This is a genomic window from Teichococcus rhizosphaerae, assembly GCF_002631185.1.
Taxonomy (GTDB): Bacteria; Pseudomonadota; Alphaproteobacteria; order Acetobacterales; family Acetobacteraceae; genus Pseudoroseomonas; species Pseudoroseomonas rhizosphaerae.
This window is the reverse complement of the sequence record NZ_PDNU01000025.1, coordinates 87626-107163: the sequence shown is the minus strand read 5'-3', so window position 1 is coordinate 107163 and position 19538 is coordinate 87626. Positions and strand designations below refer to the sequence as shown.

Annotated in this window: 19 protein-coding genes and 1 pseudogene; 7 read left to right on the top strand and 13 right to left on the bottom strand. The window is 70.5% G+C overall.

Features of this window, described 5'->3' with window-relative positions; translation table 11 throughout:
• The 9 genes from CR162_RS22065 to CR162_RS13480 form a co-directional block, all read right to left on the bottom strand.
• Window positions 1-861: P-loop ATPase, Sll1717 family (locus CR162_RS22065; protein WP_141563156.1), on the bottom strand; the 861-nt coding region annotated here is incomplete at its 3' end.
• 74 nt (window positions 862-935) lie between these two features.
• Entirely contained in the window at window positions 936-1721 is a 786-nt protein-coding gene (locus CR162_RS13515) for an amino acid ABC transporter ATP-binding protein (RefSeq protein WP_099096050.1), read from the bottom strand.
• A gap of 49 nt (window positions 1722-1770) precedes the next feature.
• Window positions 1771-2451, bottom strand: coding sequence for an amino acid ABC transporter permease (locus CR162_RS13510; protein WP_099096049.1), 681 nt, complete (start codon window positions 2449-2451; stop codon window positions 1771-1773).
• A gap of 9 nt (window positions 2452-2460) precedes the next feature.
• Window positions 2461-3129 (bottom strand): amino acid ABC transporter permease, encoded by a 669-nt coding sequence (locus CR162_RS13505; RefSeq protein ID WP_099096048.1) that lies wholly within the window; start codon window positions 3127-3129, stop codon window positions 2461-2463.
• A 101-nt stretch (window positions 3130-3230) separates the two neighbouring features.
• The gene (locus CR162_RS13500; RefSeq protein WP_099096047.1) at window positions 3231-4118 is read right to left on the bottom strand and encodes a transporter substrate-binding domain-containing protein; all 888 of its coding nucleotides are present in this window, start codon (window positions 4116-4118) and stop codon (window positions 3231-3233) included.
• 77 nt (window positions 4119-4195) lie between these two features.
• A complete protein-coding gene (locus CR162_RS13495; RefSeq protein WP_099096046.1) occupies window positions 4196-5449 on the bottom strand; it encodes a D-amino acid dehydrogenase in 1254 nt (417 codons plus the stop codon).
• A 9-nt stretch (window positions 5450-5458) separates the two neighbouring features.
• Window positions 5459-6676: a threonine synthase gene (gene thrC, locus CR162_RS13490; RefSeq protein ID WP_099096045.1), complete on the bottom strand. Its 1218-nt coding sequence runs from the start codon at window positions 6674-6676 to the stop codon at window positions 5459-5461.
• Between the two features lie 61 nt (window positions 6677-6737).
• Entirely contained in the window at window positions 6738-7505 is a 768-nt protein-coding gene (locus CR162_RS13485) for an SDR family oxidoreductase (RefSeq protein WP_099096044.1), read from the bottom strand.
• Window positions 7506-7532: 27 nt separating this feature from the next.
• Entirely contained in the window at window positions 7533-8222 is a 690-nt protein-coding gene (locus CR162_RS13480; protein ID WP_099096043.1) for a GntR family transcriptional regulator, read from the bottom strand.
• Window positions 8223-8350: 128 nt separating this feature from the next.
• Between CR162_RS13480 and CR162_RS13475 the strand changes: the two are divergent.
• The 5 genes and pseudogenes from CR162_RS13475 (at window position 8351) to CR162_RS13455 (ending at window position 14987) form a co-directional block, all read left to right on the top strand.
• A pseudogene (locus CR162_RS13475) lies at window positions 8351-9588 on the top strand (ABC transporter substrate-binding protein).
• An 80-nt stretch (window positions 9589-9668) separates the two neighbouring features.
• The gene (locus tag CR162_RS13470; RefSeq protein ID WP_099096042.1) at window positions 9669-10544 is read left to right on the top strand and encodes a branched-chain amino acid ABC transporter permease; all 876 of its coding nucleotides are present in this window, start codon (window positions 9669-9671) and stop codon (window positions 10542-10544) included.
• Between the two features lie 10 nt (window positions 10545-10554).
• Window positions 10555-13065, top strand: coding sequence for a branched-chain amino acid ABC transporter ATP-binding protein/permease (locus CR162_RS13465; protein ID WP_245870347.1), 2511 nt, complete (start codon window positions 10555-10557; stop codon window positions 13063-13065).
• 58 nt (window positions 13066-13123) lie between these two features.
• Window positions 13124-14059, top strand: a complete 936-nt coding sequence (locus CR162_RS13460; RefSeq protein ID WP_099096041.1) for a 3-hydroxyacyl-CoA dehydrogenase — start codon at window positions 13124-13126, stop codon at window positions 14057-14059.
• A 1-nt stretch (window position 14060) separates the two neighbouring features.
• Window positions 14061-14987: a BKACE family enzyme gene (locus tag CR162_RS13455; protein WP_099096040.1), complete on the top strand. Its 927-nt coding sequence runs from the start codon at window positions 14061-14063 to the stop codon at window positions 14985-14987.
• 138 nt (window positions 14988-15125) lie between these two features.
• On the opposite strand, the gene CR162_RS13450 is transcribed toward CR162_RS13455, so the two are convergent.
• On the bottom strand, window positions 15126-15335 hold the full coding sequence (locus CR162_RS13450) for a hypothetical protein (protein WP_099096039.1): 210 nt from the start codon (window positions 15333-15335) through the stop codon (window positions 15126-15128).
• A 136-nt stretch (window positions 15336-15471) separates the two neighbouring features.
• Complete coding sequence (locus CR162_RS13445) at window positions 15472-15960, bottom strand: GFA family protein (RefSeq protein ID WP_099096038.1); 489 nt, start codon at window positions 15958-15960, stop codon at window positions 15472-15474.
• 197 nt (window positions 15961-16157) lie between these two features.
• Here CR162_RS13445 and CR162_RS13440 point away from each other — a divergent pair, with 197 nt between their 5' ends.
• Entirely contained in the window at window positions 16158-16316 is a 159-nt protein-coding gene (locus CR162_RS13440; RefSeq protein WP_099096037.1) for a preprotein translocase subunit SecE, read from the top strand.
• A gap of 158 nt (window positions 16317-16474) precedes the next feature.
• Here CR162_RS13440 and ndk read toward each other — a convergent pair whose 3' ends face one another.
• Window positions 16475-16897: a nucleoside-diphosphate kinase gene (ndk, locus tag CR162_RS13435; RefSeq protein ID WP_099096036.1), complete on the bottom strand. Its 423-nt coding sequence runs from the start codon at window positions 16895-16897 to the stop codon at window positions 16475-16477.
• 186 nt (window positions 16898-17083) lie between these two features.
• Here ndk and CR162_RS13430 point away from each other — a divergent pair, with 186 nt between their 5' ends.
• Window positions 17084-18124, top strand: coding sequence for an AI-2E family transporter (locus tag CR162_RS13430; protein ID WP_099096035.1), 1041 nt, complete (start codon window positions 17084-17086; stop codon window positions 18122-18124).
• A 24-nt stretch (window positions 18125-18148) separates the two neighbouring features.
• Here the strand turns inward: CR162_RS13430 and CR162_RS23120 are convergent, their stop codons facing one another.
• Window positions 18149-19369, bottom strand: a complete 1221-nt coding sequence (locus CR162_RS23120; protein WP_099096034.1) for an energy transducer TonB — start codon at window positions 19367-19369, stop codon at window positions 18149-18151.
• Window positions 19370-19538 lie beyond the last annotated feature (169 nt).

Genomic DNA, 19538 nt, shown 5'->3' with positions numbered 1-19538 from the left:
TAAACTAGAGCTATCCCACCCAAGGTTGAGAGCATGAGTCTTGCTTATTTTGTTTTTGTCGGAGAATTGCAATTCTTCCCAAACATCTGTTCTAAGGTATATTACAGGATTTATATGCCCTCCCACCTTCTCACTGTCTCTCTTAATTTCTCTGGCTGCTATTATAAGACCTATGATCATTTTGTTCCTAGCAGCATCCAGAACTTGCATGCCTTGATCTAGTTCATCAAAATGTAAACTAAGCGGTTCAAGTTGACTTTCCTGAGATATTTCCATTACGGCGTCGATAATAGACGATGTTAGTGCATTAAGTTCAAGACCGAGCTTGTGGTCCTTTGGGCCTCTCTCAAGATCAATACCGCCTAATTGGTTTCCCATAATAGAAGGCTGAAGCGAAAATTTAGTTAAACGTAAAGAACTAGGCATCAATATTTCAGATATTTTAGGATGGGTCCCACCATAGTTATCCTTTAGAAAGTTCTCTAAAGCTGATTTATTTTTACTTTGAAGCGTTCTCTTATCAGCCATTACAAGTGTGGCCAATTCTACCGCGATCAAATATTTCCAAGAAGAAACGTAAGCTTCGATGTCAGAAGCACCATAATCTATACGGTTTGCATGTACCGACCAAGGGTATCCACGCAAATTCAAAGACTGAGATAGCACCCCAGAAGGCTGCTCTGAAAAATGGCGAACTATTGCCGTTTTTCCAGTTCCTTTTCTACCCAAAACAAGAAAAGCTTTGTTTGTTCTTATTTTTTCAACGGCATTAGTGGACAAAAAATACTCTAAAACTGCGTCATCTTCAGCTGCAACATCTCCAAAACTATCCAGCAAGAATAAGGAAAATGTCTGCTTCATTACCGCCCCCAGGAAATTTTCCCATTAAGATATAGTGTATCTACTAGCAAACGAGAAAGGCTGAATGCCATCTATCAGACCATCCCAAACATCCCGTGGAACCTTCCCAAAAAGCTCCGCAACCTCTCGCTCTCCGGGTTCCCGAACACCGCCTCCGGCGTCCCCGCCTGCGCCACCCGCCCCTGGTCCATGAACACCACGTGGTGCGAGACCTCCCGCACAAAGAGCATCTCGTGGCTCACCACCAGCATGGTCATGCCGCTCTCGGCCAAGCCCTGCATCACGCCGAGCACCTCGGAGACAAGCTCCGGGTCCAGCGCGCTCGTCACCTCGTCGAACAGCAGCAGGCGCGGCTCCATCGCCACGGCGCGGGCGATGGCCACGCGCTGCTGCTGCCCGCCCGAGAGCTGGTAGGGGTAGTGGCCGCGCCGCTCGGCCAGCCCCACCCGCCCCAGCCAGTGGGTGGCGATCTCCCGCGCCTCGGCCTTCGGCTTGTTCAGCACCTTGGTCAGGCCCAGCATCACGTTCTCCTCCGCCGTCAGGTGCGGAAAGAGGTTGAACTGCTGGAACACCATGCCGATCCGCGCCCGCTGGGCGGAGATGGCGGTCTCGCTCAGGCGCCGCCGGCGGCCGCCCTCCACGCGGTAGCCCACCGGGTCGCCGTCGAGCAGGATCTCGCCGCCGTCGTGCTCCTCCAGCAGGTTCACGCAGCGCAGGAAGGTGGTCTTGCCGGAGCCGGAGGCGCCGATCAGCGAGACCACCTGCCCCTGCCGCACCTCCAGGTCGATCCCCTTCAGCACCTCCACGGCGCCGAAGCTCTTTCGCACGCCCTGGGCGCGCAGCAGCACGTCATCGGCCATGCGGCCTCCTGGCTGGGTGTGTTGGGTCATCGCCGCCGGCATCCGCGCGCTAGTAGCGGAGATAGGAGAAGCGCCGCTCCAGCCGCGCGCCAAGGGCGGCGATGGAGGCGTTGATCATCAGGTAGAGCAGCCCGGCGAAGAGGTAGAAATCGACGATCAGGTAGTTGCGGGCGACGATCTGCTGGTTGGTCAGCAGCAGCTCCACCACACCGATGATGGACAGCAGCGTGGTGCCCTTCACCACCTCGAGCCCCGTGTTCACCCAAGGGGGCAGCATCCGCCGCAGCGCCTGCGGCAGGATCACGTAGCGCAGCCGCTGGAGGAAGCGCAGCCCGATGGCCTTGCCCGCCTCCATCTGCCCCATCGGCACGGATTCCACCGCGCCCCGCAGCGTTTCCCCGATATGCGCGGTGGCGAAGGCGGAGAGCGCGATGACACCCGCCCAGTAGGCCGGCACGTTGATGCCGAACAGCGCCAGCCCGTAATAGGTGAACAGGATCAGGACCAGCACGGGAATGCCGCGCATGAAGTCCACATAGAGCCGCGCCAGCAGCCGCAGCCACCACCAGCCATAGGCCAGCGCCGTGCCCACCGCCACGCCGAGGATCGTGGCGAAGAGGATGGTCAGCGCCGAGGCGCTCATCGTCACCCAGATGCCGCTCAGCAGCGAGAAGCGCGCCTGCCAGGCCTCGAACCAGAAGGTGCCGGGGACGAAGGAGAAGTCGAGCATCGCGGCGCCTCAGCGGATGGTGGCGTAGCGGCGCTCCACCTGCCGCAGCAGGGTGGCGAGCAGCCAGGCGGTGGCGAGGTAGAGGGCGCTCGCCGTCAGCCACACCTCCATCACGCGGAAGGTGTTGGCGTTGATCTGCCGCGCCACGAAGGTCAGCTCCGGGATGGCGATGGCCGCCGCCAGCGAGGTGTCCTTGAACAGCGAGATCAGGTTGTTGCCGATGGAGGGCAGGGTGATGCGGAACATCACCGGCAGCACCACCCAGCGCTGCCGCTGCCAGGGCCGCATGCCGATCGCCTTGGCCGCCTCCACATACTGCCGCGGGATGGAGGAGAGCCCCGCGCGGAACACCTCGCTCATATACGCCCCCGCATAGAGCGAGAGGGTGAGGACGAAGCTCTGCGTCTTGTCCATGAAGTAGATGCCGAACTCGGGCAGGCCGAAATAGATGAAGAAGATCAGCAGCAGCAGCGGCGTGCAGCGGATGACCTCCACATAGGCCCAGACCGGCCCCGACAGCCACTTGTTGCCCGACACCCGCGCATAGGCCGCCGCCAGCCCGATGACGCAGCCGATCAGCAGCGACACCACGGCGAGCCCCAGCCCCAGCGCCAGGGCCTCCAGGAACCTGTCCCAGTTGCGGGTGATGACGCTCCAGTCGAAGTTGTAGTCGATCATGCGGCGTCCTGACGGCGGGTGGCGGTTTCCCCGGGGGGATGCCGGAGCGGCGTGGCCGCCCCGGCGGGAGCGTCAGGGGGCGGCGCCCCCCTGCCCCGGCGTCAGGAGAACTCGGCCGGATAGCCGATCTTGGGCATCGGCAGCTCGATGCCGAACCACTTCTTGTAGGAGGCGGCGAAGTAGTCGAAGTCCACCCCCATCATCGCCTCCTTGTAGACGGTGTTGACCCAGTTCAGCCAGACCGGGTCGCCGGGCTTGACGGCGGAGGCGTAGGAGTTGGGCATCCAGCCATAGCCGGCATCGGCGAAGCGCCCCGGCGCCTGCTGCATCAGCCAGCGCGCCGCCGACTGGTCGGCCATGTAGGCGTCGATGCGGCGGGCGTTGAGCGCCTGCAGCGTGGCGTCCGGGCTCTCGAAGGCGTCCACCTTGGCCTGGGGCAGCGCCTTGCGCACCCATTCCTCCATGAACACGTTCTGCATGCCGCCCACGGTGACGGCGCTGCCGGCGGCCTTCATCGCCTCGTGGTTCTGGTACTTGGCGCCGCGCGCCAGCACCAGCAGCGTGACGCCCTCGCGGTAGTAGGGGATGGTGAACTCCACCTGCTGCGCGCGGCCCGGCGTCACCGTCATCCACTGCACCACGATGTCCACCTTGTCGGTGACCAGCGAGGGGATGCGGGCATCCGAGCCCTGGAGCACGAACTCCACCTTGTTCGGGTCGTCGAAGATCGACTTGGCGAGCAGCCGCGCCAGGTCGATATCCATGCCCTGCAGCTTGCCGTCCGCGCCCTCGAAGTGCCAGGGCGGGTTGGTGCTGCCGGTGCCGACGATGAGGCGACCGCGTTCCTTGATCAGTTGCAGCCTGCTCCTGCCCACGGCCTGGGCAGCGGCGCTGCGGGGCGCGAAAAGGGCGGCGCCGCCGCCCAGCATCGCGCCGAGGCCGAAAAGGCCGCGCCGCTCCAGGCTGGCCTTGTCTTTCCTGTGGTCCATGGTCGGTCCCCTGCTAGCTCCCTCGCACGCCTTGGCGGCGCGTCCGGAACGAAGCTGAGCAAGAAACGCGCCGCTTGTCACGCCACCGCGGCGAAACCGCCGCGGCGCCCGTCGATGATCTCGGCGATGCGGTGGCCCGAGCCCGCGCCCATGGTCCAGCCCGTATGGCCATGGCCGGTGTTGAGGTAGAGCCCGCCCAGCCGCGTCGGGCCGATGCGCGGCAGCCCGTCCGGCACCATCGGCCGCAGCCCGGCCCAGCACAGGGCGCCCGGCGCCGAATCGGCCTTCTCCAGCGCGGGAAAGAGCTGCGCCACGCCGCGCATCAGCGCGCCAATGCGGGCAGGCGCGGGCGTGGTGTCGAAATCCGCGATCTCGGCCGAGCCCACGATGCGGTAGCGCTCGCCGAGCGGGGTGAGGGCGAACTTCCGGCCGTCGTCGAGGATGGCGTTGCGCGGCCCTTCCGGCCAGACGGCGCGCGGCACGGTGACGGAAAGCCCCTTCACGGGATGGATCGGCACATGGATGCCGAGCGGCCGCAGCAGGGCGGCGGAATGCGGCCCGAGCGCCACCACCACCGCGTCGCACTCCATCTCGCCGGCCATCTCGCCCGCCGCCGTCGCCACCGCCGCCACGCGGCCGCCGCGCTGGATGAGGCCCGTCACCGTGGTGCCGTAGTGGAAGGCCACGCCCCGCGCCGCGCACCACGCCGCCAGGCCCTGGCTGAACCTGCTGCAATCCCCCACCTCGTCCTGCGGGAAGTGGAGGCCGCCCGCCACCTTCTCCGCCACGGGGGCGAGCGCCGGCTCGCGGGCGATGCAGGCCGCGCGGTCCAGCCGCTCCGTCACCAGCCCGTGCGGCGCCAGCGCCTCATGCGCGCGGGCGGCGGCCTCCCACTCGGCCGCGGTGCCGAAGGTCTTGAGCACGCAGCCGCCGGCATGGTCGTATTCCACCCCCGTCTCGGCGCGGATCCCGGCCATGCAGCGCGCCGAGTGCAGCGCCAGCTCCAGGTTGGCCAGCGCCCCCGCATTGTGCGCCGCCGCGCGCGAGGCGGCGAGGAAGCCCAGCCCCCAGCGCCACATGCGCGGCAGGGCGGAGGGGCGCAGCAGGAAGGGCGCGTCCTCCTGCCCCAGCCACTTCAGCACCTTGAGCGGCATGCCCGGCGCCGCCCAGGGCTGCACGGAGCTGACATGGATGATGGCGCCATTGCCCCAGCTCGTTTCCAGCCCCGCCGCCTCGCGCCGCTCCACCACGCTCACCTGGTGGCCGGCGCGCATCAGCCAGTAGGCGCTGCTGACGCCGATCACCCCGGCGCCCAGGACAATGATGCGCATATCCCTGCCTCACTCCTTCTCCGCCAGCGCAGCGTCACAGAGGCGGGCCACGGCGGCAAGGTCGTCCGGCGCCGGCACGGCGTGGATGCGCGCGGGCATCTCCTGATAGGCGCGGCCATCCTTGAAGCCGTGGCCGGTGATCAGGCACACCACCACCGCGCCCCGCGGCACCAGCCCCTCCGCCAGCAGCCGCGGCAGGGCGGCGATGGGGCTGGCGCCGGTGGGCTCCGCGTAAAGCCCCTCGCCGCGGGCCAGCAGGCGCATGGCGGCGCGCAGCGCGTCGTCGCTCACCGCCACCGCCGTGCCGCCGCTGCGGCGCACCAGCCGCAGCGTGCGGGTGCCGTCCCGCTCATAGCCGATCAGCGGGTCGCTGATGCCGGAGGCGATGGTGTCGGGCATCCCCCAGGCCGTGACCGCCTCGGCGCCCTCCTCGAAGGCCCGCACGATGGGCGCGCAGCCCTCCGCCTGCACGGCGACGAGGCGTGGCGGCCGCGCGGCGCCGGCGAAGCCGCGCGCCACCCCCTCCACCAGCGGGCCGCTGCCGGTGGGGATCAGCACCATGTCCGGCACCCGCCCGCCGAGCTGCGCCCGGATCTCGGGCCCCACCAGCTTCAGCCCGTCCACCGCCCAGGGGTTGATGAAGGTGGTGGTGAGGTTGGCGTAGCCATGCCGCTCCGCCAGCGCGGCGGCGAGGTCGTAGGAGCGGCTGTAGTGCCCCGGCACCTTCAGCAGCACCGCCCCGTGCGCCGCGATCTGTGTCACCTTGCCGTCCGGCGTATGGGCGGGCACGATAATGATCGCCCCCATCCCCGCCCGCGCCGCATAGGCCGCGACCGACGCCCCCGCATTGCCCGAGGAGGCGCAGACCACCCCCCGCGCGCCCAGCTCGATCGCCTTGCTGATGCCCGCGCTGATCGCCCGGTCCTTGAAGGAGCCGGACGGGTTGCGCGTCTCGTCCTTCAGCCAGATCTCGCCCTCGAAGTCCGGCAGCGCCCGCTCGATGCGCGGCGCGCGCAGCAGCGGCGTCTCCCCCTCGCCGAGCGAGACGATGGCGGCGGGGTCGGTCACGCCGAGGCGGGCGGCGTGGCGCCACATGCCGGCGGGCAGGCCGGGCGGGGGCTCCAGGCCGCTCTCGCCCACCACCTCCAGGATGCCGCCACAGGCGGCGCAGGCGTAGCGCAGGGTGGGAGGGAAGGTGTGGGCGCAGTCGAGGCAGCGGAGCTTCATGCAATTCTCCCGGAAGGCCGGGGGAATGGATTCCCCCGGGCCCCCTTCTTTTTTCTTCAGGTCAGGACAGCATGCGGGTGTCGCCGTCGACGCTGATGGCCTGGCCGGAGATGGTGCGGCCGCGCGGGCTGCACAGGAACAGGATCTGGTCGGCCAGCTGCCGCGCCGTGACGTAGTCCTTGATGGAGGTGAAGGAGAAGGCGAGGCGCTCCATCTCGGCGAAGGAGATGCCCTTCTGCTGCGCCTTGGCCTCCAGCACGCGCCGCTGCCGGTCCCCCGCCACCAGCCCGGGCAGGATGGCGTTCACCCGGATGCCGTCGTCGCCCAGCTCGATCGCCAGGGATTTCGTCAGCCCGATCACGCCCCACTTGGCCGCGGCATAGGGTGCCCGCAGCGCGAAGCCGTGCTTGCCCGCCGCCGAGGACAGGTTGACGATGCTGGCATTGGCCGACTTCCGCAGGTGCGGGATGGCCAGCCGGGCGCAGTTGAACTGGCTGGTCAGGCACACCTCCAGGCAGCGGTCCCAGTCCTCGGGGTTGATCTCGTCGAGCTTTCCCGTGGGGCCGGCGATGCCCGCATTGTTCACCAGCACGTCGAGCCCGCCAAGCTCCGCCAGCGCCGCCTCGAACAGCGCCGCCACCGCGCCACGGTCCGCCACATCGGCGCGGCGGCGGCCGATGCCCGCGGGCAGCGTCGCCAGCCCCGCCTCGTCCAGGTCGCAGGTAAAGACCCGCGCCCCCTCCTCTGCGAAGGCCTCGGCGATGGCGCGGCCAATGCCCGCCGCCCCCGCCGTCACCAGCACGCGCGCGCCCTGAAGTCCGAGATCCATCCTGTCTTCCCCCCTGTCCCGGGCGGCTCAGCCCTCGGGCAGCCCGCCCTTGTCGATGATGAAGTCCGCCGCCCGCGCGATGTCCTCGGCGATGGCCGCGCGCGCCGCTTCCGCGTCCTGCGCGCGGATGGCGCCAAGGGCCGCGGCATGGCAGCGCAGCGCGTGCCCCGCCGTCAGCCGGTCGCGCGAATGGCGCAGGTCGAGATTGATCACCGGCCCCGCCTTCAGCCACAGCCCGCCGATCACGTCGAGCAGCGTGGGCAGGCCGGCGGCCTCGTAGAGGGCGAAATGGAAGTCGCGGTTCAGTGCCACCGCGTCGCCGAGATCGGTGGTGCCGCTGTTCTCGCGCAGCGCCGCCTCGGCCTCCTCGATGGCGCGGAGCTGCGCCGGCGTGCGCCGCAGCGCCGCGCGGGCGGCGGCCAGGCCCTCCACGCCCGCGCGCGTCTCGGCCAGCTCGCGGAACTGGGCGCGCGTCATCACCGGCACGCGCACGGCGCGGTTGGGCGCCACCTCCAGCGCCCGGTCGGCGATCAGCCGGCTCACCGCCTCGCGCACGGGCATGACCGAGACGCCCAGCGCCTCCGACAGGTCGCGCAGCGAGAGCCGCTCCCCCGGCGCCACCCGCCCCGAGGCCAGCAGGTCGCGCAGATGCGCATAGGCCGCCTCAGACAGGGTGCGGCGCTCCAGCAGCGGCAGGCTGGCGATGGCGTGGTTCACGCATTCCCCTCTGGACAATCCGTTGCGGATGCGCAAGCCTTCCTGTGATCACAGATCACGACAAGGGATCGGATCGCGGCAGGGGCGAAACAACGCCCCGCCGGACAGGTTTGGAGAGGAACACGAGAATGACCGAGCTTCCCCGCGTCACGCGGCGGGGCGCGCTGCTGGGCGCCGCCACGCTGCTCGCCGCTCCCGCCATCTCCTACGCGCAATCGGACACCATCCGCATCGGCCACCTGACGCCGCGCACCGGCTTCCTCGGGCCGCTCGGCGAGTTCGCGGTGCAGGCGGGGCAGCTCGCCATGGACGAGATCAACGCCGCGGGCGGCATCCTCGGCCGCAAGCTGGAGATCACCTTCGAGGACAGCGTCAACCCGCAGACCGCCAGCGCCAAGGCGGAGCGCTACATCCAGCGCGACCGCGTCAGCTGCATCGTGGGCGAGATCAACTCCGCCTCGGCGCTGGCCATCGGCCAGGTGGTGCAGCGCGAGCGCGCCCTCTTCATCAACACCGGCGCCAACTCCGACGCGCTGCGCGGCAGCGACTGCCGCAAGTTCATGTTCCACATCGAGGGCCAGAACTCGATGTATGTGAAGGCGGTGGGCCGCGTGCTGGTGCAGCAGGGGCTGATCAGGGGCAAGAAGGCCTATGCGCTGACCGCCGACTACGCCTTCGGCCACGACCTGCTGCGCGTGGCCAAGCGCTTCCTCGGCGAGAATGGCGGCAGCTTCTCGAACGAGGACCTGATCCCGACCGACCTCACCGACTTCTCGCCCTTCCTGCTCAAGATCCGCCAGGCGCGGCCGGACGTCATCATCGCCAACCTCGCCGGCGCGCAGATCACCAACTTCCTCAAGCAGTACTCGGAGTTCGGCCTGCGCTTCCCCGTGGCGGGCTTCGGCTTCGACACGGCGCTGGCCTGGGGCGCGGCTCGGGCAACTTCCTCGGCACCTGGCCCACCATGTGGCACCACCGGCTGGACAACCCGGCGGCCAGGAAGTTCACCGCCGACTTCCGCGCCCGCTTCGGCCGCCCGCCCGAGAACCAGGCCTGGGGCGACTACAACGCGGTGAGGATCATCGCCCAGGCGATGGCCGAGACCAAGGGCACGGACGGCCCGCGCATCGTCGAGTACCTGGAGAGCGGCGCCAAGTTCGGCGTGCAGAAGGGCCGCGAAAGCTATTTCCGCGCCCGCGACCACCAGATCATGACCGAGATGTACGCCATCACCGCCCTGCCCGCCGCCGAGCAGAAGGACCGCTACGACATCTTCACCTCCTCCCCCGCCGTGCCGGGGCCGGAGGAGAGCCTGGAGGCCATCGCCGCCACGCCGGAAGAGAACAGCTGCACCTTCCCGTCCTGACGCGCGCCGCATGACGCAAGCCCGCGCCGCGCCGCACCCCGCGCGGCGCGGGCACCCTGTCGGCGCAGGAGCCTCCGGCCTTGGAAATCGTCTTCCTCATCGAGCAGATCCTCAACGGGCTGCTGATCGGCGCCTATTACCTGCTGATCGCGCTCGGCCTGTCGCTCATCTTCAGCCTGGGCGGCATCGTCAACCTGGCGCATGGCGCCTTCTACGCCATCGGCGCCTACCTCACCGTGGCGCTGGCCCCGCATATCGGCTTCGGCGGCGCCTTCGTGGCGGCGCCCGTGCTGGTGGCGCTGCTCGGGCTGGTGATCGAGCGCCTCCTGCTGCGCCGCTTCTACCGCGCCGACCCCATTCTCTCGCTGCTGCTCACCTTCGGCCTCGCCATGGTGGCGGAGCAGACCCTGCGCATGGTCTTCGGCGCGCCGCCCCTGCCCTTCTCCATCCCCGCCGCGCTGCGCGGGCAGGTGTTCATCGGCGAGTTCATCTATTCGCGCTACCGGCTGATGATCCTGGGCGTCGCGGCACTCTGCGTGCTCGGGCTGTGGCTCCTGCTGCAGCGCACCCATTTCGGCCGCGTGGTGCGCGCCGGCGTGCAGAACCCCGACATGGTGGGCGCGCTCGGCATCTCGCTCCGCCCCTACATGTCGGCGGTGGTGATGATCGCGGTGGGGCTCGCGGCGCTGGCCGGCGTCATGCTGGCGCCCGTCATCGGCGTGCACCCGGCCATGGGGGCCGAGATCCTCACCTTCGCCTTCGTGGTCGTCGTCATCGGCGGCCTGGGCTCCTTCTGGGGCGTGGTGGTGGCGGCGCTGATCGTGGGCGTGGTGCGCGGCATCGCGGCCTATGCCTACCCGCCGGCCACCGAGGCCTCCGTCTATCTCCTCATGCTGCTCGTCCTGCTGCTGCGCCCGCGCGGCCTGTTCGGCGAACGCATCGCGAAGTTCGAGTGAGCGCCACGCCATGATGACCCGCGAACTCCGCCCCCTGCTGATCGCGCTCGCCGCGCTGCTGCTGCTGCCGGTGCTGCTGCCGGCGCTGGGCCTCACCCTGAAGTCGGCCACCGACGTGGTGGTCTTCGCCATCGCCGTGATGGGGCTGAACATCCTGGTGGGCCATACCGGCCTCGTCTCCTTCGGCCACGGCGCCTGGTTCGGCATCGGCGCCTATGCCGCCGGCATCCTGCAGCGCCACCTCTTCCCCGGCGACATGCTGCTGCCCGTGCTGCTGGGCCTGGCGCTGGTGGCCACCATGGCCACGCTGGCGGGCCTGCTCATCCTGCGCCGCAGCGGCGTCTACTTCTCGCTGCTGACGCTGGCGCTGACGGCCATGCTGTTCACCATCGCCTTCCGCTGGACCGAGCTGACGGGCGGCGAGGACGGCTTCGGCGGCATCGCGCGCTACGCCTTCCTCGACGACCCGCTGGCCTATTACGCGGTGGTGGCCGCCATCGGCTTCCTGGTGGTGTTCGCGCTGTGGCGCTTCCACCACGCGCCCGTGGGCACGGTGCTCGTGGCCATCCGCGAGAACGAGCAGCGCGCCCGCTTCGTGGGCTACAGCACCTACCGCTACAAGGTGCTGGCCTTCGCGCTCTCGGCCAGCGTCACCGCCCTGGCGGGGATGCTCTCCGCCTACAACCACCGCTTCGCCTCGGCCGAGCCCATCGCCATCGCCTTCTCGGGCGAGCTGCTGGCCATGGTGGTGATCGGCGGCATGCGCTCCTTCCTGGGCCCCGCGCTCGGCGCGCTGTTCTACATCCTGTTCCGCGAGTTCCTCTCGATCTACACGGCCAACTGGCTGCTAGTGTTCGGCCTGCTCTTCGTGGGCTTCATCGTCTTCTCGCCGGACGGTCTGGTGGGGGTGGGCGGCCGGCTGCTGGCGCCGTTCCGCAAGCGGGTGGTGGAGGACGCGGCGATGTCCGCCCGCCGCACCGCGGCGCCGACGCCGGTGCCGGTGCGCTTCATCCGCCCCGGCACCGCGGCCGGCCCGGTGCTGGCGGCGGGCGGGCTGCGCAAGAGCTTCGGCCGCGTCCAGGCCGTGCGCGGCGTCTCCTTCGCGGTGCGGGACCGCACGCTGCACGCGCTGATCGGCCCCAACGGCGCCGGCAAGACCTCGGCCTTCAACCTCCTTTCCGGCATGTTCCCGCCCGATGCCGGCACCGTCACGCTGGACGGGCGGGACGCCACCGGCCTCAGCCCGCAGGCCATCACCCGCGCCGGCATCGGCCGCTCCTTCCAGATCACCAACCTCTTCCCCGGCCTGTCCATCGCCGAGAACCTGCGCCTCGCCATCCAGGCCCGCCACCCGGCCCGCTTCGGCCTGTGGCACGACGCGCGCTCCTATGACGACATGGCGGACGACACCGCCACGCTGCTGCACTGGATGGGGCTCGCCGGCATCGAGCGGGCCGAGGCCGGCGCCCTGTCCTATGGCGGGCAGCGGCTGGTGGACATGGCGGTGGCCGTCGCCACCCGCCCGCGCATCCTGCTGCTCGACGAGCCGCTGGCGGGGCTGGCCACCGCCGAGCGCGTCCGCGTCGGCGAGCTGATCAAGCGCGTCTCCGCCGACATCCCCGTGCTGCTGGTGGAGCACGACATCGACCGCGTCTTCGCCCTGGCCGACCATGTGACGGTGATGAACGACGGCGAGGTGCTGGTGGACGGCACGGTGGAGGATGCGCGCACCGACAGCCGCGTGCAGGCCGTCTATCTCGGCTCCGGCAGCAGCGCCATCGCGGCCAGGGAACGCGCCTCGGCGATGACCGGCGAGGTGCTGCTGAAGCTCGACGGCATCAACACCTTCTACGGCAAGAGCCACATCCTGCAGGGCGTCTCCTTCGAGGTGCGGCGGGGCGAGATCCTGGCGCTGCTCGGGCGCAACGGCGCGGGCAAGTCCACGCTGCTGAAATCCATCATGGGCATCGCCCGGCCGGCCTCGGGCAGCATGACGCTGGCGGGCGAGGAGATCGCCGGCCTGCCGTCGGACCGCATCGCCCGGCGCGGCGTGGGCTTCGTCCCCCAGGGGCGCGGGCTGTTCGCCGGCATGTCGGTGGCGGAGAACCTGGCGCTCGGCCGCCTCAAGCGCCTGACCGGCGCCGGCGGACACTGGGAGGAGGAGAAGGTGCTGGAGTTCTTCCCGCGCCTGAGGCAGCGCTGGCGCACCCCGGCCGACGCGCTCTCGGGCGGCGAGCAGCAGATGGTGGCGGTGGCCCGCGCGCTGTCGGGCGACACCCGCCTGCTGCTGCTGGACGAGCCCTTCGAGGGCCTCTCGCCGGCGGTGACGGAGGAGCTGTTCGAGGCCTTCGACAGGCTGCGCCGGGAGATCTCCATCATCATCGTGGACCACAACCTGGACCTGGCGCTGGCGCTGTCCGACGAGACGGTGGCGCTGGAGCGCGGCGCCGTCACCTGGACCGGCGCCTCGAAGCTGCTGCGCGATGACCTGGAGCTGCGGCGCAAGGTGCTGTGGCTGTGAGGCGGATGGAAGCTGGAGAGGGCGGCGTCCTTCCCGGCACGCACAACGGAAGGAAGCGATGAGCACGCACCACTCCAAGGTCGCCATTGTCGGCGCCGGCCTGATCGGCCGCGCCTGGGCGATGGTCTTCGCCCGCGCCGGATGGGCGGTGGCGCTGCACGACCCCGCCCCCCGTGTCGCGTCGGAGGCCGAGGGGCTGTGCGCCCGGGGCCTCGCCGACCTCGCCGAGCAGGGGCTGTGCGAGGATCCCGGCGGCGCCGCGCGGCGCATCCAGGCCGTGGGCAGCCTCGCCGAGGCGGTGTCGGACGCGGCCCTGGCGCAGGAGAACGGCCCGGAGCGGCTGGAGGTGAAGCGGGCGCTCTTCGCCGAGATGGACCGGCTGGCGCCGCGGGGATGCATCCTGGCCTCCTCCTCCTCCGCCATCCGCGCCTCGCTCTTCACCGAGGCGCTGCCGGGCCGCGCGCGCTGCCTGGTCGCGCATCCGGTGAACCCGCCGCACCTGATCCCGCTGGTGGAGCTGTCCGGCGCGCCCTGGACCGCGCCGGAGACGGTGGCGCGGGCGCGGGAGATCTACGCCGCCATCGGCCAGGTGCCGATCGCCGTGCTGAAGGAGGTGGAGGGCTTCGTCCTCAACCGCCTGCAGGGCGCGCTGCTGGCCGAGGCGTTCCGGCTGGTGTCGGAGGGCTACGTCACGCCGCAGGACCTCGACCACACGGTGAAGGACGGGCTCGGCCTGCGCTGGTCCTTCATGGGGCCGTTCGAGACCATCGAGCTGAACGCGCCGGGCGGCATCCCCGACTACTGCGCGCGCTACGCCGGCTTCTACAGGCGCCTCGCCGCGGAGGCGGCCGGGCCGGAGGTCTATGAGGCGCCGGTCATCGGGCGCATCCTGGAGGAATGGGGCGCGTCCGGCGACCTGCCGGAAAGGATGCGCTGGCGCGACCGCCGGCTCGCCGCGCTGCGCGCGCACAAGCTGACACAAGAGGAGGGCTGACATGGCCAAGCGGAAAGTCGTCATCACCTGCGCCGTCACGGGTGCGATCCACACGCCGAGCATGTCGCCCGCGCTGCCCGTCACCGCCCAGCAGATCGCCGATGCCGCGATCGGCGCGGCGGAGGCGGGCGCCGCCATCGTCCACCTGCACGCGCGCAACCCGGTGGATGGCCGCCCCGACCAGTCGCCCGAGGGCTTCGCCCCGTTCCTCCAGGTGATCAAGCAGCGCTGCGGCGCGGTGATCAACATCACCACCGGCGGCGCGCCCACCATGACCATCGAGGAGCGGGTGCGCCCGGCCGCCACCTACCGGCCGGAAGTGGCCAGCCTGAACATGGGCAGCATGAATTTCGGCCTGTTCGGCATGCTGAACCGGTTCAAGGAATTCAAGCACCCGTGGGAGAAGGACTACCTCTTCGACAAAAGCATCATCTTCCGCAACAGCTTCGCCGACATCGAGTACATCCTGACGACCTGCGCGGAGAACGGCACCCGCTTCGAGTTCGAGTGCTACGACACGGCGCACCTCTACAACCTGAAGTATTTCTTCGACCAGGGCATCGTGAAGGGCCCGCTCTTCATCCAGACGGTGTTCGGCCTGCAGGGCGGCATCGGCGCCCACCCGGAGGACGTGATGCACATGAAGCGCACGGCCGACCGGCTGTTCGGCGACAACTACCGCTGGTCCGTGCTCGGCGCCGGGCGCAACCAGCTCCCCATCGCGGCCATGGCGGCGGCCATGGGCGGCAATGTGCGCGTCGGGCTTGAGGACAGCCTGTGGGCAGGCCCCGGCCGCCTGGCCGAGAGCAACGCCGAGCAGGTGCGGCTGGCGCGGCAGATCATCGAGGGGCTGGGGCTGGAAGTGGCCTCGCCGGACGAGGCGCGCGAGATCCTGGCGCTGAAGGGCGGGGACAAGGTGGGCTTCTGAGGGAAGCGCGCGCTCTGCATCGGAACAGGGGCGCAGGAGAAGGGGCGCCGGAGAAAGGGCACCGGAACGGGTGCGCCGGAACAGGAAGGCCGGGGAGCGGTTCCCGGCCTTCCTCGGGGAGTTGTGGCCGGGCCTTGCTCAGCGCGCGGTCAGCGCGCCGCCGGCGGCGCCGATGCCGCCACCCACCAGGGCGCCGGTCCCGACATTGCCGCCGGTCAGGGCGCTGACGCCGGCACCGGCACCGGCGCCCAGCAGGCCGCCCGAGACGGCCCGCCCGCCCGGGCTGGAGCCGCAAGCGGCAAGGGAAAGACCGGCGAAAACCAGGGCCGCCAAGGTGGTGCGTGACATGTGATCCTCCTCTGACGCCAAGCGGCTTCCGGCTTGGCGGGAGGGAAAAACGCAAGGGGCGGCGCGGTTTTTGATGCGGCGACTCAATTTCACGCGGCTGTTTCACGGGCCGACCCAGGCCCGCCCCCGCCGCCGCTCACGCCACCCACAGGCCCCGCCGGCGGTGCCATTCCTCGATCGACTCCTCCGGATAGGCGTCGAAGCAGGCATCCCCCTGGCCGATCTGCGGCTCCACCCAGGGGGCCTTGTCCTTCAGCATCAGGTGGACGCGGCTGGGCGGCACCGGCAGCGGCGTGTCGATGGCCGAGGCGAAGGGGTGCACCAGCCCGGGCCAGGAAGGATCGGCCATCCAGAGGGCGCTGGCGCAGCGGGGGCAGAAGTGCCGCTCGCCGCTGCTGGTCTCGCAGCGCCCGTCATCGGCGCGGATCTCGGCGCGGTAGATGGCGGTGCGGCCCTGGCGCTTCAGCGTCTCCGCCACGCCCATGATGTTGATGGCATAGCCCCCGCCCCCCGCCGTCTTGCGGCAGATGCTGCAATAGCACCGCTGGTAGGGGTGCGGCGTGTGGCTGGCCACCGAGAAGCAGATGGTGCCGCAGCGGCAGGAGCCTTCCAGGGTGATCGGCATGGGCTGGTCCTCCTGCCGGGGGCAACGCCGCGGCGGCGGAGAGGTTCCCGCGCCATCCCCCGCCCCTTCCCGGCCGGCAGCCATCCCCAGCGGCGCCCCCCGGTGGCGGCGCCTTGGCCGCGTCGCCAAGCCTCTTGCCGATGCGCCGCGCGATCCGTATTGCTGCGCGTTCAGGCTGGCGCAGCAGAGGGAACCCCATGGCCGAGGTGAATCAAGAGATCGACTTCGTCGAGGTGAAGTCCGAGGACATCCTCGCCGAGCGCACCCATGGCTGGGACATGTTCACGAAGGCCACCAAGTGGAGCATTGGCGCCATCATCGTCCTGCTGCTCTTCATCTACGTCTTCTGGGGCTGAGTCTTCCGGGGCTGAGCCCCCGCGCCCGGGCTTCCGCCAGGGCGCGCCCGGTGGAAGCCGGGCATGGAAAAAGGCGGCCCGCCGGAGCGGACCGCCTTTTTTTGCTGCCGGCGTCCGGGCCGGCCGGAGGCGGGGGGCGGAAAACCCCCCGCGCCCCCTCAGCCGACGATCTCGGTGCCGGCGAAGAAGAAGGCGACCTCGCGGGCGGCGGCCTCGGGGCCGTCCGAGCCGTGCACGCTGTTCGCCTCGATGCTCTCGGCGAACTCCTTGCGGATGGTGCCCGGGGCGGCGTTGGCCGGGTTGGTGGCGCCCATGATCTCGCGGTTGGCGGCGATGGCGTTCTCGCCTTCCAGCACCTGCACCACGACGGGGCCCGAGGTCATGAAGGAGACCAGGTCGTTGTAGAAGGGGCGCGCCTTGTGCTCGGCGTAGAAGGCGCCGGCCTGCGCCTCGGAGAGCTGGATGCGCTTCTGCGCGACGATGCGCAGGCCCTTCTCCTCGAACTTGGCGTTGATCTTGCCGGTCAGGTTGCGGCGGGTCGCGTCCGGCTTGATGATGGAGAGGGTGCGCTCGGTGGCCATGGGAATGATCCTTACGGATTGGGGGCGGTTGCCGCCGCCGGATAGGCGGGCTGGCCGATCGGCGCAAGGGGGCCGTGCCCCGGCGGCGCGGCGCGGGCCCGGCCGCCCGCTTCCCGCAACCCCTGCCGCGCTCAGGCTTTAACCGCCCGGCTTCCCCGCCCGGGAAGCGCGCCGAGGAGCCCCGGAATGTCGCGCAGGACCGTCTCATTGCTCGTTCTGGGGGGCGCGCTGCTGCTGCTGCTCTGGATGTTGCCCGAGGTGCCGCTGCTGGTCTTCGCCGCGGCGCTGCTGGGGGTGTTCCTGCATGCCGGGGCGCGGCTGCTGCGCCGCGTGCTGCCGGTCTCGCACGGCGCGGGCGTGATGCTGTTCCTGCTGCTGCTGCTGCTCGTCACCGCCGGTCTCGGCCTGCTGGCCGCCCGCCCCATGGCCGAGCAGCTCAACGAGCTGTGGCGCCAGGTGCCGGCCGCCGCCCAGCGCGTCTCGGAAACCCTCTCGCGCTACGGCTGGGGGCAGGAGCTGCTGGAGCGGGTGAAGCCCGGCAACATGGAACTGCCCAGCGGCGGCGGCAGCACCGCCTTCTCGGCGCTGAACACCACCTTCGGCGCGCTGGCCAACGTGGTGCTGGTCTCCTTCCTCGGCCTCTACTTCGCGCTGGACCCGAAGCTCTACCGGCGCGGCATCGAGGCGCTGGTGGCGCCCTCTCTGCGCCCCCGCGCGCGGCTGATCTGCGAGGAGGCGGCCGTCACGCTGCGCAACTGGCTCGGCGCGCAGATGGTCTCCATGGCGGTGGTGGGGCTGCTCACCGGCACGGGGCTGTGGCTGATCGGCGTGCCCCTGGCGCCGGTGCTGGGCGTCATCGCCGCGCTGCTGGCCTTCATCCCGACGCTCGGCCCGGTGCTGGCGGCGGTGCCCGCGGTGCTGCTCGGCCTGGCCGACGGGCTGTCCGGCGCGATGTCCGTCATCGGCGTCTATCTCGTGGTGCAGTCGGTCGAGAGCTACCTGATCACCCCTTATGTGCAGAAGCGCGGCGTGGACCTGCCGGAGGCCGCGACCATCATCGCGCTGGTGGCCTTCGGGCTGATGTTCGGCTTCCTCGGCATGCTGCTGGCGACCCCCATGGCCGCGCTGACGCTGATGCTGGTGCGCCGCCTCTATGTGGAGGGCTACCTGGACCATGAGCCGGCGGAGGAGCAGCCGGTGGAGCGGCCGGTCATCCTGCGCGGCTGAGCCCGCCGCCGGGGCGGCGCGCGCTCAGCGGTAGATGATGCGGTAGTTCACCGTGAAGGCCAGGGTGGTGCTGTCCCCCTCCATGTCCGCCGTGAAGGCGGGGCCCACCTGGTCGCGGAACAGCGACAGCGCCGCCGCGTCCAGCCAGCGGGAGCCGGAGCGGCTGGTGATCTGCACCGCCTCGATGCGCCCGTCCCGCGCCACCGTCACGCGCAGCACCACGGGGCCGTCCTCGCCTGCGGCGGCGGCCTGCGGCGGGTAGAAGCCGCGCGACTGCACCCAGGCCTGGAAGGCCCGCCCCCAGCTCAGCCCCGGCTGCGCACCGCTGACATGCACCATCGAGTTGTTGCCGCGAAAGGCCGGCGGCTCCGGCGCCCGCGAGCGCTGCGGCACCGGCCCCACCGCCATGTCGAGCTGGCCGGGCCGGGCGGGCGCCGGGCGGGGCTGCGGCGCGGGCGCGATGGGCCGCGCCGCCATGGGGCCGAGGTTCAGCGTGCCGGCCAGCGGGTTGGGGCGGGGCGGCGCCTCCTCGGGGGGCCGGGGCGGCGGCGGCGGCGGGCGCGGCGGGTTCAGCCGCAGGGGGGTGGGCGGCGCCAGCGCGGCCGAAAGGTCGGGCAGCGGCGCGGGCGGCGGCGTGGGCAGCTCGCCTTCCGGCGCGGGCGGCGCCTCGGCCATCCGGGCGGGCGCGGGCGGCGCCACGGGTGCCTCGGAAGGAGCGGGCGGCGCTTCCGCCACGGGTGGGGCGGGTGGCGCGGGCGGGGCTTCCGCCAGGGAAGGCAGGGCGGGCGGCGGCGCGGGCGGCGGGTTCGCGGGCGGCGCCTGGGATGGGGCGGGCGGCGGCGCGGGCGCGGCCATGACCGGAGGAGGCTGAACAGGCGGCGACGGGACAGGCGGCGGCTGGACAGGAAGCGGCTGGACAGGAAGCGGCTGGACAGGAAGCGGCTGAACAGGGCTGGGCGGCGCCGAAATGTCGGGCGGCGCCAGGGGCGTCGGCACGCCGCCCGGCGTCTCGGGCGCGCCCACCGGCTCCTGCGGCTGCGGCAGGGCCGGCCCCGCCTCGCCCATGGCCGATTCGAACACCACCGGCACGCTTTCCGCCTCGGAGGGCTGCGGCAGCGGCTCCGGCTCGTGCGACCACAGCAGCCACAGCGCCAGCGCCGCGTGCACCAGCAGCGAGGCCGCCAGCCCCCGCCCCAGCGCCAGGCGCGGCGGCCCGGGCCGTCCGCCGGGGGGCGGGGCGGTCACGCCTGTCAGGCTCGTGCTCATGCGCGGAAGGGAAAGGGAAAAGGCAAGGGCAAAGGCGATCCTGTCTGCCGCGCCGGGCGGCGGCGCGGGGCCGCCCGAGCCTAGAGCAGATCGCGCCCGGCCGGAACGCCCGACGCCACGGGCCGCCCGGCAGCACCCCCCGGCCGCG